The organism is Bradyrhizobium sp. 44 (genome assembly GCF_023073095.1).
GTDB lineage: Bacteria > Pseudomonadota > Alphaproteobacteria > Rhizobiales > Xanthobacteraceae > Bradyrhizobium.
The window spans coordinates 237,799-252,173 of sequence record NZ_JADPIY010000020.1 but is presented as its reverse complement, the minus strand read 5'-3'; the positions used below and the strand labels follow the sequence as shown (position 1 = coordinate 252,173).

Annotated in this window: 14 protein-coding genes and 1 pseudogene; 7 read left to right on the top strand and 8 right to left on the bottom strand. The window is 63.3% G+C overall.

Features of this window, described 5'->3' with window-relative positions:
* Both IVB41_RS23395 and IVB41_RS23390 read left to right on the top strand, forming a co-directional pair.
* Nucleotides 1–1,503 carry a sugar ABC transporter ATP-binding protein gene (locus IVB41_RS23395; RefSeq protein WP_247435350.1) on the top strand — a complete coding sequence of 501 codons (1,503 nt, stop codon included), beginning with the start codon at nt 1–3 and terminating at the stop codon, nt 1,501–1,503.
* A gap of 12 nt (nt 1,504–1,515) precedes the next feature.
* On the top strand, nt 1,516–2,544 hold the full coding sequence (locus IVB41_RS23390; protein ID WP_247435348.1) for an ABC transporter permease: 1,029 nt from the start codon (nt 1,516–1,518) through the stop codon (nt 2,542–2,544).
* A 253-nt stretch (nt 2,545–2,797) separates the two neighbouring features.
* Here the strand turns inward: IVB41_RS23390 and IVB41_RS23385 are convergent, their stop codons facing one another.
* On the bottom strand, nt 2,798–3,568 hold the full coding sequence (locus tag IVB41_RS23385; RefSeq protein ID WP_247398147.1) for an IclR family transcriptional regulator C-terminal domain-containing protein: 771 nt from the start codon (nt 3,566–3,568) through the stop codon (nt 2,798–2,800).
* A 97-nt stretch (nt 3,569–3,665) separates the two neighbouring features.
* Here IVB41_RS23385 and IVB41_RS23380 point away from each other — a divergent pair, with 97 nt between their 5' ends.
* The 3 genes from IVB41_RS23380 to IVB41_RS23370 all read left to right on the top strand — a co-directional run bounded on the left by IVB41_RS23380 (nt 3,666) and on the right by IVB41_RS23370 (nt 5,709).
* On the top strand, nt 3,666–4,142 hold the full coding sequence (locus IVB41_RS23380) for a MaoC family dehydratase (RefSeq protein WP_027518223.1): 477 nt from the start codon (nt 3,666–3,668) through the stop codon (nt 4,140–4,142).
* 27 nt (nt 4,143–4,169) lie between these two features.
* Nucleotides 4,170–4,631, top strand: coding sequence for a MaoC family dehydratase (locus IVB41_RS23375; RefSeq protein WP_027567182.1), 462 nt, complete (start codon nt 4,170–4,172; stop codon nt 4,629–4,631).
* A gap of 88 nt (nt 4,632–4,719) precedes the next feature.
* Nucleotides 4,720–5,709 carry a tripartite tricarboxylate transporter substrate binding protein gene (locus IVB41_RS23370; RefSeq protein ID WP_247435345.1) on the top strand — a complete coding sequence of 330 codons (990 nt, stop codon included), beginning with the start codon at nt 4,720–4,722 and terminating at the stop codon, nt 5,707–5,709.
* 75 nt (nt 5,710–5,784) lie between these two features.
* On the opposite strand, the gene IVB41_RS23365 is transcribed toward IVB41_RS23370, so the two are convergent.
* Both IVB41_RS23365 and IVB41_RS23360 read right to left on the bottom strand, forming a co-directional pair.
* Complete coding sequence (locus IVB41_RS23365; protein ID WP_247435340.1) at nt 5,785–6,489, bottom strand: L-2-amino-thiazoline-4-carboxylic acid hydrolase; 705 nt, start codon at nt 6,487–6,489, stop codon at nt 5,785–5,787.
* 42 nt (nt 6,490–6,531) lie between these two features.
* Entirely contained in the window at nt 6,532–6,924 is a 393-nt protein-coding gene (locus IVB41_RS23360) for a RidA family protein (protein ID WP_247435338.1), read from the bottom strand.
* Nucleotides 6,925–7,053: 129 nt separating this feature from the next.
* On the opposite strand from IVB41_RS23360, the pseudogene IVB41_RS35740 reads away from it, so the two are divergent.
* Both IVB41_RS35740 and IVB41_RS23350 read left to right on the top strand, forming a co-directional pair.
* Nucleotides 7,054–7,688, top strand: a pseudogene (locus IVB41_RS35740) (LysR family transcriptional regulator).
* Nucleotides 7,689–7,738: 50 nt separating this feature from the next.
* A complete protein-coding gene (locus tag IVB41_RS23350) occupies nt 7,739–8,866 on the top strand; it encodes a serine hydrolase (protein WP_247435335.1) in 1,128 nt (375 codons plus the stop codon).
* A gap of 15 nt (nt 8,867–8,881) precedes the next feature.
* Here IVB41_RS23350 and IVB41_RS23345 read toward each other — a convergent pair whose 3' ends face one another.
* The 5 genes from IVB41_RS23345 to IVB41_RS23325 are packed head-to-tail and all read right to left on the bottom strand — an operon-like array spanning nt 8,882 to nt 14,295.
* Nucleotides 8,882–9,934, bottom strand: coding sequence for an ABC transporter ATP-binding protein (locus tag IVB41_RS23345; RefSeq protein WP_247435332.1), 1,053 nt, complete (start codon nt 9,932–9,934; stop codon nt 8,882–8,884).
* The gene (locus IVB41_RS23340) at nt 9,927–10,907 is read right to left on the bottom strand and encodes an ABC transporter ATP-binding protein (RefSeq protein ID WP_247435328.1); all 981 of its coding nucleotides are present in this window, start codon (nt 10,905–10,907) and stop codon (nt 9,927–9,929) included. The genes IVB41_RS23345 and IVB41_RS23340 overlap by 8 nt, the downstream gene beginning before the upstream one ends.
* Complete coding sequence (locus IVB41_RS23335) at nt 10,904–11,725, bottom strand: ABC transporter permease (protein ID WP_007603580.1); 822 nt, start codon at nt 11,723–11,725, stop codon at nt 10,904–10,906. Before IVB41_RS23335 ends, IVB41_RS23340 begins: the two co-directional genes overlap by 4 nt.
* A complete protein-coding gene (locus IVB41_RS23330) occupies nt 11,722–12,645 on the bottom strand; it encodes an ABC transporter permease (protein WP_247435739.1) in 924 nt (307 codons plus the stop codon). The genes IVB41_RS23335 and IVB41_RS23330 overlap by 4 nt, the downstream gene beginning before the upstream one ends.
* A 60-nt stretch (nt 12,646–12,705) precedes the next feature.
* Nucleotides 12,706–14,295, bottom strand: coding sequence for an ABC transporter substrate-binding protein (locus IVB41_RS23325; protein WP_247435323.1), 1,590 nt, complete (start codon nt 14,293–14,295; stop codon nt 12,706–12,708).
* Nucleotides 14,296–14,375: the final 80 nt, after the last annotated feature.

Sequence of the window (14,375 nt, the reverse complement as noted above, 5' to 3'; positions counted from 1 at the left end):
ATGCGAGAGGATCGTTCGCCTATCCTGGAACTGCAGGGCATCACGAAGAGCTTCGGCGGCGTCGAGGCGCTTCGTGGTGTCGACTTTGCGCTTCTCCCCGGCGAGATCCATGGTCTCGTCGGCGAGAACGGCGCGGGAAAAAGCACGCTGATGAAGATCATCGCCGGCGTGCACACCGAATTCTCCGGCCGCTTCCTGATCGACGGACAGGAGACGCATTTCCGCTCGGCCCGCGACGCCCACAGCGCCGGCATCGCCATGGTGCACCAGGAGCTGTCCGTCGCGCCCGACCTCACGGTCGCCGAGAACGTGTTCCTGGGCAACCAGCCGACCAACCAGCTCGGTCTGGTGCAGTGGCGGCGGATGGCGCGCGAGGCGGGCGAGCAGCTCGCCCGCTTCGGCATCGACGTCGATCCGATGAGCAGGCTCGGCGATCTCCCGATCGGGCTGCAGCAGCTGATCGAGATCGCGCGCGTGCTGTTCTCCGGCGCGCGCATCGTCATCCTGGACGAACCGACCTCCGCCCTCTCCCCACCCGAAGTCGAGCGACTGTTCGCGACGCTGCGGCGGCTGCGCGAGGAAGGCACGGCGATCGTCTTCATCTCGCATTTCATCGAGGACATCTTGCGCGTCTCCGACACGGTGACCGTGTTCCGCAACGGACGGAAGGTCGCGGAGACGGCAAGTGCCGCCACCAGCAAGGGCGCGCTGATCGAGGCCATGATCGGCCGCGGCGGCGAAGCGCTCGAGCACAGCTATAGCGACGATCTGATGCTGCCGCAGCCGAACGACAGCTCGGTGGTCCTGAAGGTCGACCAGCTGTCGCTGGCCCGCAGCCTGAAGGACATCTCCTTCGAGGCCCGTGCCGGCGAAGTGCTCGGCATCTACGGCTTCATGGGCTGCGGCCAGCAGGAGCTGTCGCGCATCTTGTTCGGCAAGCTGAAGCCGGACGGCGGCACGCTCGCGGTCGAGGGCAAGCCCAAGACGTTTGCCAGCACGGCAGCGGCGCGGCGCGCCGGCGTGGCGCTGGTGCCGGAGAGCCGGCGCGCAATGCTGTTTCACCAGGAGCCGGTTTACAAGAACATCTCGATCAGCATTCTCGATCGCATCTCGGCGTTGCTGCTCAAGCCGGCGCAGGAGCGCGACATCGCAAAGCGCCAGGTCGAGCAGCTCCAGATCAGGCCGCCGGTGGTCGGGCTCGATCTCGGCATGCTCTCCGGCGGCAATCAGCAGAAGGTCGCGCTGGCGAAATGGCTGACCTATCCGCCCAAACTCCTGGTGCTGTGCGAACCGACCCGCGGCATGGATGTCGGTGCCAAGAACGACGTCATCAACATCGTCCGCGATCTCCGCGCCAAAGGGCTTGCGATCATCGTGCTCTCGACCGAGCCGGAAACGGTGCTGTCGCTGGCCGACCGCATCCTCGTGCTCAAGCGCGGCGCATTGGTGCGCGAATTCAAGAACGAGCCGGTCAGCAAGGACCGCCTGCTGGAAGCGGCGTGACGGAGAAGCACCATGGCGAGCAGTGACACGGCTTTCGCGGCGGGGCAGCGGGCGCGAGGGCTTGCGCCGTTCCTGCGCTCGCAGATGCGCAACATCGCCCCGTTCCTGACGCTGATCTTTCTGTCCGGCTTCTTTGCGCTGGCCAGTCCCTCCTTCGCGACGCTGGACAATCTCGGCAACATCCTGACCCAGGTCTCGGTCACGGGAATCATCGCCGTCGGCCTCACCTTCGTGATTCTCTGCGCGGAGATCGACCTCTCGATTGCCAGCATCGCCAACGTCACCGGCATCGCGGTCGCCTACTTCACGCTCCAGGAATCCTACGTCAACATTCCCAACATTCCCCTGCCCGGCGCTGCAGCGATCCTGCTGGCCATTTTGCTTTGCGCATTGCTCGGCCTCGTCAATGCGCTGGGGCTGACCGTGATCGGCATCCCCTCCTTCATCATGACCCTGGCGATGATGCAGATCGCTGCCGGCATCTCGGCGCTGCTGGTGCGCGGCCAGATCGCCTACAAGGTGCCCGGCGTGATCATCACGCTCGGCTCCGGATCGATCGGCGGCATCCCATGGATCGTCATCGTCGCCGCGATCATGCTGCTCTTAGGACATCTGGTGCTGACCTACACGCGCTTTGGCCGCTACGTCTACATGGTCGGCGGCAACCGCGAGGCGGCCGAATATTCCGGCCTCAACGTCAAGCTCATCCTCGGCGCCGTCATGGTGATCTCGGCCGTGTGCTCCGGTATGGGCGGCATGCTCGGTGTGGCGCATTTCGGCAGCGCGCAGCAGAACGAGTTCGATACCTATCTGCTCGACTCCATCGCCGCCGTCGTGGTCGGCGGCACCAGCCTGTTCGGCGGTCGCGGCGGCATCGGCAACACCATCGTCGGGCTCTTCGTCCTCGGTGTCCTCAATAACGGCCTCGACCACGTCAACATCGACAGCTTCCTGAAAATCCTGATCCGCGGCCTGATCCTGCTGGCGGCGCTGGTCATCAACGTCTATGCGCAGCGGCTGAGGGAAAAGGCGGTGGAATAGCCACCCCTCAAAACAAAAAGCGCGAAAACAACCCCATGCACAGTAGATACTGTGAGGGAATTCAACGAGTTATAAAATCCGAAATTGCGATGATGCGACCGCAGCGACGGTTTGACTCGTCGGGCAAAACAGGAGCAGGATGTCACGATGGCGCTGGCCAATTGTCTGGTCAGATCTGCCACAGGGCGCGCGGCTTTCCGAAGCGAGCTTTACGCCCGGTTCGCTGCTCCGACTACTGCCGCGCAATCCTTGATCACGACAACGACACTGATTGAGTCCGAATGTCCTGGGCGGTCTTCTGAAGCCGCACGAGATATCGTTTCTTTGCGGCCGCCTCGTTCAGCGTTCCGGAGATCAGATTGATGCTGATCGCCGCAACGACGCTGCCGCCCTGATCGCGAATTGGAACGGCCATGCCGCAAATCGCCGGATCCAGCTCGCCATCGACCCAGGCGTATCCCCGCCCCTCCGTCAGTTGCAGTTCCTGAGCCAGGCGTTTGGGATCGATGATGGTCCGTGGCGTCACTGACTTGAGTGGCGTGGTTGCCAAATATTGGGCTTTCTGCTCCGGAGTAAGGTTGGCCAGAAGCACACGTCCCAACGAGACGAGATGCGCGGGTAGCCGGCTGCCGATCCCGAGATTGGCGGAGAGGATACGCCGCGCCGGAAGTCTCAGGGCATAGACGATATCAGTTTCATCGAGCACCGCGAGCGCGCAGGATTCGCCGATGTCGTTGCGAAGATCTTCGAGCGCACGCTGAGCATAGCCCCAAAACGGCAAGGCGTTCAGGTAGGACAAGCCCAGACCGAGAGCTCGAGGCCGCAAGCGGAAATAGCGGCCGTCGGCTTCGCAATATTTCAGCGTAACGAGGGTGGCGAGCATGCGTCGCGCCGTCGCGCGGTTGAGGCCGGCGTGGACGGCGGCCTCTGACAGCGTATGCCGCCCTGGGGACCGGCCAAGCGCCTCGATCAGGGCGAAACCTCGCTCAATCGCGCGAACGTATCCATCGCTCTCTTTTGGCAATGCCACGGCCCCCTTGCGGAGACGGACAAGCTCCGCGCATAGTGGTTCACAAAACGAATAATCTGTTCGCCTGGCGAACACTATGGGAGGGGACGCGATGACGCAAGCGCCGGCATTCGAGACCGATTTCTGGAAGGACGCCAATCTGCGCAAGGTGTGGGACGACATCGTCCCGGGTGAGCCGCGCAAGACGATCCCCTACAAGCTGACGCTGGAAGCTATCCAGCTCTACTGCCGCTCCGTCGGCGAAGATCACCCGCTCTATTTCGACGAGACCTACGCGAAGAAAACTCCTTATGGCGGGCTGATCGCACCGCCGTCGATCCACATTCTGCTGATGTTCGCCTGCACCCCCACCGACGACTGGATGCGAACGCCGGGGACCATTAATGCCGGTCAATCCTGGAGTTACAACAAGCCTGCACGGCCCGGAGACACCATCACGCTGCAGGCACGCGCACTGGACAAATTCATCAAGCGCGAGCGCCTCTTCGTCGTCCACGACAACGTCTTCTTCAACCAGCATGGCGACGTCATTTGTTCCGGCCGCGGCCAGACGATCCGCCCCGCTTGATCGCAACGGCAGACAAGGAAACATGGCATGAGCACCAGCTTCGAGAACCTCACCGTCGGCGACATGATCGACGGCCCAAAGTTCGACGTCTCGCGCGAATCCATCCGTCTGTTTTGCGACGGGTCGCTCGACTACAACCCCCTGCATCTCGACGACGATTACATGAAGAACAGTTTCGGCAAGACCAATTTCGGCGGCATCATCATGCATGGCATGAACAATTTCGGGCTGATCACCCGGATGCTGACGGATTGGGCCTATCCTGCCGGTGCCATTCAGCGGCGGCTTGAGACGCGCTGGCTCAAGCCGGTCAAGCCAGGGGACACCATCCAGCCGCTAGGCGTGGTGAAGTCGAAGCAGTCGACGCAGAAATCAAATTGGGTGCTGATCGACGTACTGGTCCGCAATCAAAGGGGCGAGCACGTCGCAGCCGGTGAAGCCATGGTCGAATTTCCGACATCCGGTTCAATCGCGGCCCGAGCCGGGTGAAAAGCCCGGCACCGGCGTCGATCTCGCCCAGCCTTTGCGACGACCATAACGAGATGAGCGCATTTCGACCGCTCGACGGGAGGACTTCATGAACCGGATGTCAAGGGTGAGAACGCTCTGGTTCGCTATCGGCCTGGTGCTGCTATCGTTGACGATCCCGCTGGGCTTGGCGTCAGCCCAGCAGTTTCCTCCGAGCCAGATCAAGATCGTCGTGCCGTTCCCGGCCGGCGGCACCACGGACATTCTGGCGCGCTTCATCGCGCAATACCTCGGTGACAGGCTCGGCGTTTCGACCATCGTGGAAAATCGCGCCGGCGCGTCAGGCACCATTGGGTCCGAGATGGTTGCGAAAGCGCCGGCCGACGGCAGCGTGTTGCTGATCGCCGCGACCCACCACGTCATCAATCCGAGCCTGTTCCGCCAGCTGCCCTATGACACGCAGGTAGCCTTCTCGCCCGTGGCCGTCGTCGCGAGCGCGCCCAACGCACTCGTGGTCACAAAGGACTTTCCGGCGAAAAACGTCGCCGAGCTCATCGCGCTGGCGAAGAAGGAGCCGGGCAAGCTTTCGTTCGGCTCCTCCGGAATCGGGGGCGCCAATCATCTGTCCGGCGAACTTTTCAAACAAATGGCGGGCGTCGACATCGTCCACATCCCCTACAAGGGAGCCGCGCCCGCGATGAACGATCTGCTTGGCGGCCATATCCCGATCATGTTCGACACGCTCCCAACCGTGCTTCCGGCCGCCTCGGCCGGCAACATTCGCGTCCTCGCCGTCACCAGCATGACGCGCGCGGCGTCGCTTCCCGACGTTCCGACGCTCGATGAAGCCGGCGTCAAAGATTTTGAAGCGACGGCGTGGTTTGGCATGTACATGCCGGCAGCGAATGGCAATCCTGCCTATGCCAGGCTGGTCGAGGTCATGAGCGAGATTCTGGCCTCCCCGGCAATTGCCGAGAAGTTCGCAACACAGGGGGTCACTCCCGGCAAATTATCGGGCGCTGAATTCACCCGCTTCGTGGATGCCGAGATCAGGAAATGGTCGGCCGTGGTCAAGCAGGCCAACGTGCCGCTCGAATAAGCGCGCGCAAGAACCACGCCTCCTTCAGCAGGCGAGCAATTCAGGGCCACCTGCATTGGAATAAGGGAGCGCGGCCTAACTCTCGGCGTTCTCATCCGGCGCAAGCCGCGAGAACCGGAAATTGCAATGGCTCGCACCGCCCGCGAGCGTCTCCGTCCTCTCCAGGTGGATGCCTCGCGCTGCGTAGGCGACGAAATCGAGCCCGCAAATATTCGGCAGGATGTCCTTGTCTCCATGGCGCGCTGCGAGCTTGCAGAAGCCGCAAGCCTTGTAGTTGATGCCGAACTCAAAACTGTCACCCGTATCGGGCTCGACGAAATCGTAGACGAAATCTTCCGGAAACTCGGTTTGATGGCTTTCGGTTGCGCTTCTTGCCGCCTGCTCGCGTAGCAGGGCCTGGTTCTCAGCCGACATGAACTGACGACCCGAGGCGAGACGTTCGGCTTCCGATACGGCGAGCAATTGCGCCTTGTAGGTTTCCCGCTCGATCTCGCCGATCACGGCCAGCGGCACGCCGTGGCGTCGCAGCACCCGGCTGATTGCCGTGAAGCCCATCAGACGCATGAAGAAATCACTCATGCGACTTGCCGCGCCGCCGACATAGGGCATCTGGGTGAGCACGATTTCGAATTCATCCATCACCTCCTGCCTGATCCCGTCGATCTCGGAAAGCTGCGCGCGCTCGCGCAACATCGCTTCGGCCAGGTCGAGCCGCTCGCGCATGGCAGCCTCCATTGCACCACGATGCGCTTCGTAAAACGGATGAATGATCTCAGCCATGGGACACCTTATATGATTGGCTCATTGCAATGTCGGCCGATTTCAATCGGCGGCGATCGCCTCGATCTCCAGCAGCCAATTGCTGTCGACGGTCTCGACGATCACGACCGTCAGCGCGGGTTGGTGTTCGCCCAGCATCGCGCGACGAATGGAGCGGTTGGTCACGAGTTGATTGCGGTCGGTCAGGAACGTGTTGACCTTGACCAGATGCGCGACGCCAAGACCGGCGGCGGCGAGGACCTCCTTCACGTTGCGCCAGGCCTGCTCGCACTGCGCCTCAAAACCGTCAGGAACGGTGCCGTCGGATCTCTGGGGCACCTGGCCGCTGATGAACAACAGGCGGCGATGCTGCGTCACCTCAAGTCCCATGCAGTAACCACCGGCGGGCGCGTGGACGGTTGCGGGATTGTGGCTGACGATGTGAGCTGGGGGCATAGGGTCTTCTCCGGATTGCGGGTCGACCGTATCCGGAGCCACCGCCGCTTCGCAAAGCATCATTGCTGCGGCTCAGCGCAAGAAAATCTATTGCAAGGCCAAGGTCCGCCGGTGTCAAAATGGAGCCCGATGACCCACGCCCTTCCCCCACTTAACGCGCTCCGCGCCTTCGAAGCCGCCGCGCGGCATCTCAGCTTCAAGCTGGCCGCACACGAGCTGCACGTGACGCCGGCCGCCGTGGGGCAGCAAGTGAAGGCCCTGGAGGCGCGCCTCGGCGTGCAGCTGTTCGAGCGGCTGCACAAGCAGCTCATCCTCACCGCGGCCGGTCAGGCCTATCTGCCCGGGGTCTCCGAAGGCTTTCGCCACATTGCGGAAGCGACCTCGCAATTGAGGCCGGCAGGTGCGGTGCTGCTGCAATTGGGGGTCCATGGCGGCTTCGACCTCCGCCGCCTCGATCTGGCAGAATTTCGCAGCACGCATGCGGAGATCGGCTTGCGGGTGCTGCATCCGGCCGGCCTGCACGAATTGGTCGAAGGCAAGGTCGACCTGCTGATCGCCCGCGGCCTCAGCCGCCATCCGGGCTATCGCTGCGACCGGATCGATGAGGGATCGGGTTTGGGCGATTGGCTGGTTGCGCCTGAAGGCACCGCGGATTGCCCGAGGTCGTCAGTTTTCGCGCGTGGCTGCGGGCGCTGCCGGTCGAGAAGGCGCTCGCAAATCGTCGCCCTCGTCTGGTAGGTGTCAGCGGATGGCGCATCCGGTGAGCGTTTGGCTCACGCTGAGGGCGCAGACTTCTCATATCGGAGACATTCGCATGACGGCAATTGGTCGCCGGGCCCTGCTTATGGGTGGAGGGGCGCTTCTCATGAGCGCAGGTCCGCTTAGCTCGGCTCCGTTCGACTGGCAATCGATGACGCCATCCGAGGCAGGCTTTGTGCCGGATCTCGATGCGCGGCTCGACAAACTGATTGCCGAAAATCGTGCTTGGGGTCTGCATGGTGTCTTCGTCACGCGAGCGGGCAAGATCGTGCTCGAACGCTATTTCGCCGGCGAGGACGAAGCCTGGGGCGCTTCTCTCGGCCGCGTCGCGTTCGGTCCCGACACCCTGCACGACCTGCGCTCCGTCACGAAGAGCGTTCTCGGCCTGCTTTACGGAATCGCCCTCGATCTCGGAAAGGTGCCTGCGCCGGATCAACCGCTGATCGCGCAATTTCCCGACTATGCCGATGTCGCAACCGATGCCCGCCTCAAGCGTCTGACCGTCGCGCACGCGCTCACCATGACCCTGGGGTTCGATTGGAACGAGGACATTCCCTACCAGGATCCCAATAACAGCGAAATCCAGATGGAGAGCTCGCCCGATCGTTTGCGCTACGTCTTCAGCCGACCGTTCATTTCCGATCCCGGAGCGCGCTGGATCTATGGCGCGGCTGGAACCGAGCTTATCGGCAATTTGCTGGTAAAAGGCGTCGGCCAGTCGCTACCCGACTTTGCGCGCACACGACTGTTCGATCCCATCGGGGTTGGTCCGACCGAATGGTCCAAAGGATTCAACGGCCAACCCGCACCCGCATCCGGCCTGCGCATGACGCCGCGCGACCTTGCGCGCGTTGGGCAATTGGTCCTCAACCGTGGCCAGTGGGATGGACGCCAGATCGTTTCGTCGGAATGGCTCGCGAAAGCGTTCCAGCCCTACGTCCCGTGCGACGAGCAGCGTCAATACGGCTACTTTTGGTACAGCGGCAACTTCCAGTACGGCCATCCGCCGAACCGGCCCATCACGCATTGGATCGGCGGCTTCGGTTACGGTGGTCAGCGGTTGTTCGCGATGCCCGACCTCGATATCGTGGTGGCCATAACCTGCGGAAATTACACCGATGAGAGGCAATGGATGCCGCCCATCCGGGTGGTCCGTGACGTTGTGTTGGCTGGACTGAAGTGAACCTCGCCTTCCACCCTAGAGCGGCTGGCCCTCAGGCAAGGCCAACGCCGCCTGCCCCGCAATCTCCTCCGCCCGCCAACACCTCACCGCGTGCCCGTCGGGGCGCGTCTCAAGCACCGGCCCCGGCTCGCTCCGACACGCAGCTTCCGCATACCGGCAGCGCGGGCTGAAGGCGCAACCGTTCGGCGGATTGAGCGGGTTGGGAAGGTCGCCGCCTGTCGTCGCCAGCGGTGCATGACGCAAGGGATCGGGGATGGCGGCGATCAGGGCTTGCGTATAGGGGTGCGCCGGCCGCTCGAAGATCTCGCGCCAGTGGCCGTTCTCGACGATGCGGCCGAGATACATCACGGCGACCTTGTCGCTCATGTGTTCGACGACGCCGAGATCGTGGCTGATCATGATGTAGGAGAGACCGAGGGTTTCCTTCAATTCCAGCAGCAGATTGATGATCTGGGCGCGGATCGAGACGTCGAGCGCCGAGACGGGCTCGTCGCAGATGACGATCCTGGGATTGAGGATCAGGGCGCGGGCAATGCCGATGCGCTGGCGCTGGCCGCCCGAGAATTCATGCGGGTAGCGGTCGGCCTGCTCCGGCCGCAGGCCCACATGCCGCAGCATCTTCGCGACGCGATCCTCGATCTCGCTCTTGGCCGTGACGCCATGCACGCGCAGGGGATCTTCCAGCGTGCGGCGAACGGTCTGGCGCGGATTGAGCGAGGCGTAGGGATCCTGAAACACGATCTGCACGATGCGGGCCAGCGCCTTGCGATCCCCGGATGGCCGGTTGGTCACGTCCTGTCCGTCCAGCACGATGCGGCCGCGCGTCGGGGTCACGAGGCCAAGGATCGACAATGCGACCGTCGACTTGCCGGAGCCGGACTCGCCGACGAGGCCGAGGCATTCGCCGCGCTTCAGGGTGAGATCGACCCCGTCGACGGCACGGAGCAGCCGCCGGCCGCGCCCCAGCAGGCCGCCTCCGAGCGGAAAATGGACCGCGAGATCCCTCACGCTGAGAATGACATCGTCGTCCGGCCGCGTCTCACCCAACCTGTCTTGCGGCTCATGCATGGTGATGACACCTGACCAGACCGCCGGCGTCGAGCAAATCCGCTTCCGGCGGGGTGGTCCGGCAAATATCGGTCGCCTGCGCGCAACGCGGATTGAACCGGCAGCCGTTGGGGAAATTCGTGATGGCCGGAACCACACCCGCGATCTCCGTCAGCCGGGTCCGGCCAAGCGCGGCGCGACTGCCGAGCCGCGGCAGCGAGGCGACCAGGCCTCGCGTATAGGGGTGCGAGGGTGCCCGGAAAATATCGGCCGAGCCGCGCTCCTCGACGATGCGGCCGGCATACATCACGGCCACGCGGCGGCAGACATTGGCGACCAGCCCCAGATCGTGGCTGATCATCAGGATTGCGGTTCCCCGCTCGGCGCATAAATTCCGCATCAGCTCGATGATTTCGGCTTGCACGGTGACGTCGAGTGCCGTTGTTGGCTCGTCGGCGATCAGGAGATCCGGACCGCAGGCGAGCGCGATGGCGATCATCACGCGCTGGCGCATGCCGCCCGAGAGCTGGTGCGGGTAGTCCTTCACGCGCCGCTCCGGCGCGGGAACGCGGACGCTCGCCAGCGCCTCGACCGCCAGCCTGTCGGCTTCCCGCCAGCTCTTGCCCTTGTGCAGCACGAACATCTCGGCGATCTGCCGGCCCACCGGCGAGACCGGGTTCAGCGCCGTCATCGGCTCCTGGAAGATCATGGCGATGCGATTGCCGCGCAGCTGGCGCTGCTTGGCCGCGGAAAGGTGCTGGATCTCCCGCCCCTCAAACCGGATGACGCCGCCGCCGATCGACAATGGCTGCCGCAACAGGCCGATCAAGGCGAGCGCCGTGATGCTCTTGCCGCAGCCGGATTCGCCGACCAGGCCGAAGGTCTCGCCGCGATCGATGCGGAATGAAATGCCCTCGGCCGCCGCAACGCGTCGCGATCCATCGTCGAGATCGATCCGCAGATCCTCGACTTCGATCAGCGGCGCGCCGGTCATGTGCGCCGGCTCCGCGATTGTGGATCGAGGATGTCGCGCAGGCCGTCGCCGAGCAGATTGAGCCCGAGCACCGTCAGGAAAATGGCAAGGCCGGGAAACACCGAGAGCCACGGTGCCGTCGTGATCTGGTCGCGGGCATCCGACAGCATGCTGCCCCAGCTCGGAAACGGCGGGCGGACGCCGAGGCCGAGGAACGACAACGCGGCTTCGGACAGCACCGCGCTGCCCATGCCGAGCGTGCCGATGACGACGATCGGCCCTAGCATGTTCGGCAGCAGCTGCGTGATCATGATGCGCAGATCGCCGTAGCCGAGCACGGTCGCGGCCTGCACATAGCCCTGGCTCCTCAGCGACAGCGCCGAGGCCCGCGCGATCCGGCATGTGAAGGACCAGTTGGTCAAGCCGAGTGCGATCAGAAGGCTGGTGAGGCCGGGACCAAGCACCGCCATGATGGCCAGCGCGAAGATCAGGGATGGGATCGCGAGCATGAGATTGGTCAGGCCGTTGACGACATCATCCCACCAGCCGCCCCAATAGCCGGCGCTCAGGCCCAGCGCCACGCCGATGACGCTGTTGATGAGCTGCGAGACGATGCCGACCGTCAGCGAAACGCGCGCGCCATAGACGACGCGGGAATAGATGTCGCGGCCCTGGTCGTCGGTGCCGAACCACCAGGTCCAGCTCGGAGGCTCCTCCGCGTTGAGCAGATTGGCATCCAGGACGGGATCGGTATGCGCCAGCCAGGGCGCGAGCAGACCGACCAGGATCGCAAGCGCGAACAGCGCGCCACCGATGATGAGATTGGCGCGCAGCTTCATGCGTATCGGATCCTGGAATCGATCACCCCATAGAGCACGTCGATCAGCAGATTGATCGCGAGAAAGGACAGCACCACGACAAGAATGGAGCCCTGGACGGCCGGAATGTCGCGCTGCAGGACACTGTCGACCAGCAGCGAGCCGATGCCCGGCCAGGAGTACAGTTTCTCGACCACGACCGCCTGCCCCATCAGCGCGCCGAACTGGAGGCCGACGGTGGTGAGAATGATGACGAGCGCGTTGCGCATCACATGCCACTTCACGACCCGGGTCTCGCTCATGCCCTTGGAGCGCGCGGTGCGGACGAAATCCGCGGTCATGATCTCGAGCACGGCGGCGCGTGTCGTCCGCGCGAACAGCGCCATCGGCGAGACGCCGAGCGTCACGGCCGGAAGGATCAAATATTTCAATCCGCCATCGCCATAGCCGAAACTCGGCAGCCAGCCGAGCTTCAACGCAAACAGATACATCAGCACCAGTCCGAGCCAGAATTTGGCGATCGAAAGGCCTGACACCGCCACGACCATGGCCAGCGTGTCGACGATGCCTCCCGGCTTGAGCGCGGCGATGAAACCCAGGGGTACGCCGATCACGACGGAAAACGCCATGGCGGTGAAGATGAGCTGGAGCGTCGGCCATATCCGTTTGGCGATCATGAACGTCACAGGCTCCCGCGTCCGGAACGAGGTTCCGAAATCGCCGGTCGCAAGCTTGGCGATGTAGGTGCCGAAACGGACATAGACGGGATCGTCGAGGCCGAGCTGCTTCTTCATGCGCAGCTCGACCTGCGGATCGGCATCGTCGCTCATGGACGAGACGATGCTTCCGGGAACGACGCTGAACAGCACGAACACCAGAGCCACCACGGCGAGCACGGTCGGAATGGTCTGCAGGAGGCGGCGGAACAGGAAGGAGAGCATCGGCACTTTTCCTCTCTCCCTCCGCCGCTCATGGCGACGGAGGAAGCGCGAGAGCGCGTGTCACTTCGCGGGCGAGGTCTCGTCGACCCAGAGGTCTTCGACGTTCTGATGGGTCAGCTCCGTCGCGTTCAGCTGAATCCCCTTGAGCCACGGCTGCACCGCCATGACCGCCTTGTTGTAGTTGAAGAACCAGACCGGCGCCTCTTCGTAGAGAACAGCATTGGCCTTTTGCAGCAGCTGGGTACGCTTTGCAGCGTCATCGGACTGCCCGGCCTCGTCGATCAGCTTGTCGAACTCGGCATTCTTGAAGTTCATGTAGTTGCAGGCCGACTGCGGCGTCGATGAGTGGAAGCATTTGAGGGCGGCCTGGGGATCGGGTCCGGTCGCTTGGGAATAGACAAAGGCCTGATAGTCGCCGCTGCGGACCACCTCCGCCAGCACCGCTGTTTCGACCTGCTTGACCTTGGCTTTGATGCCCACCCGGTCGAGCATCGGGATCACGGCCGAGACGATCGGCAGGCCCCAGCTCTCGTTCTGGCTGGTGGTCCATTCGAATTCGAAACCTGAGGGATAGCCGGCGTCAGCGAGCAGCTGCTTGGCCTTGGCAGGATCGAAGGCGTAGGGCTTCAAGGCCTTGTCGTAGGCGGGAGAGGTCAGCGGCAGCCAGCTGGTCGCGCGATAGGCCTTGCCCTTGACCAGCTTGTTGATGATCAAATCGGTATCGATCGCGTAGTTGATCGCCTGCCGGACCCGCTTGTCGGCAAATGGCTTGAATGCGGGATTCATCCCCATGTAGCGGGTGAAGACCTCGGCGACTTCGACGACGGTGCCCTTGAGGTCGGCGTCGTTCTGATAGGCGACATATTGCGCCGGTCCCAGCACGGAGGTGTCGATCTCCTTGTTGCGGAAGGCGACATCGCGGGCCGCGGCCTCGCCCATGACCGACACGATGATCTTGTCGGCGTAGGGCTTGCCGGGCTTGTAGAACCGGTCCCATCGCTCCAAGACGATGCGCGATCCCGGCACGTGCTCGACGAATTTGAAAGGCCCAAGACCGATTGGCTTCTGGAGAAAGCTCTCCTTGGCGGCTTCGTCGGCGGGATAGATCGACGTGATCGCGTTCCAGAAGTAGAAACCCGGATCGACTTTCTCGGTCAGCTTCATCTCGATGGTGAAGTCGTCGATTTTCTTCAGGCCGGAGATCTCCTTGGCCTGGCCCTTCTCAACCGCCGCCGCGCCCTCGATCACGCGGACATAGCGCGCGCCGGGATAAGCCTTGGTGCCGTCCATGATGCGGTTGTAGGTCCAGATGACGTCGTCGGCCGTCATCTTGCGGCCGTTGTGGAAATAGGCGTCGTCGCGCAGCTTGAAGGTGTGGACGAGACCTCCGCCCGAGACGACGTCCTCCTTGGCAAGCTCCAGCACCGGCTTGCCTTCCGTGGAATTCCAGATGTAGAGCGACCGGTGCAGGGCCTTGGCGTAGATCTCGTCCTGGGCGCGTTGCGTGGTGTGAATGTCCAAGCTTGTGAAGCTCGACCCATAAGGCGCGGTCATGCGGACGGTTCCGCCCTTGCGCGGCGTCTGGGCCTCCGCCGAGGCCGCCAGTGCCAGCCCCAGACCCGCGACGATCGCCACTATCCTGAACATCATGGTCCCTCCGACAACGCCAAGCCGTGCTCTGGTCCGAGAGTTGACCATCCACGGCGGGTCGAGCGCAAGCGCCTTGAAGG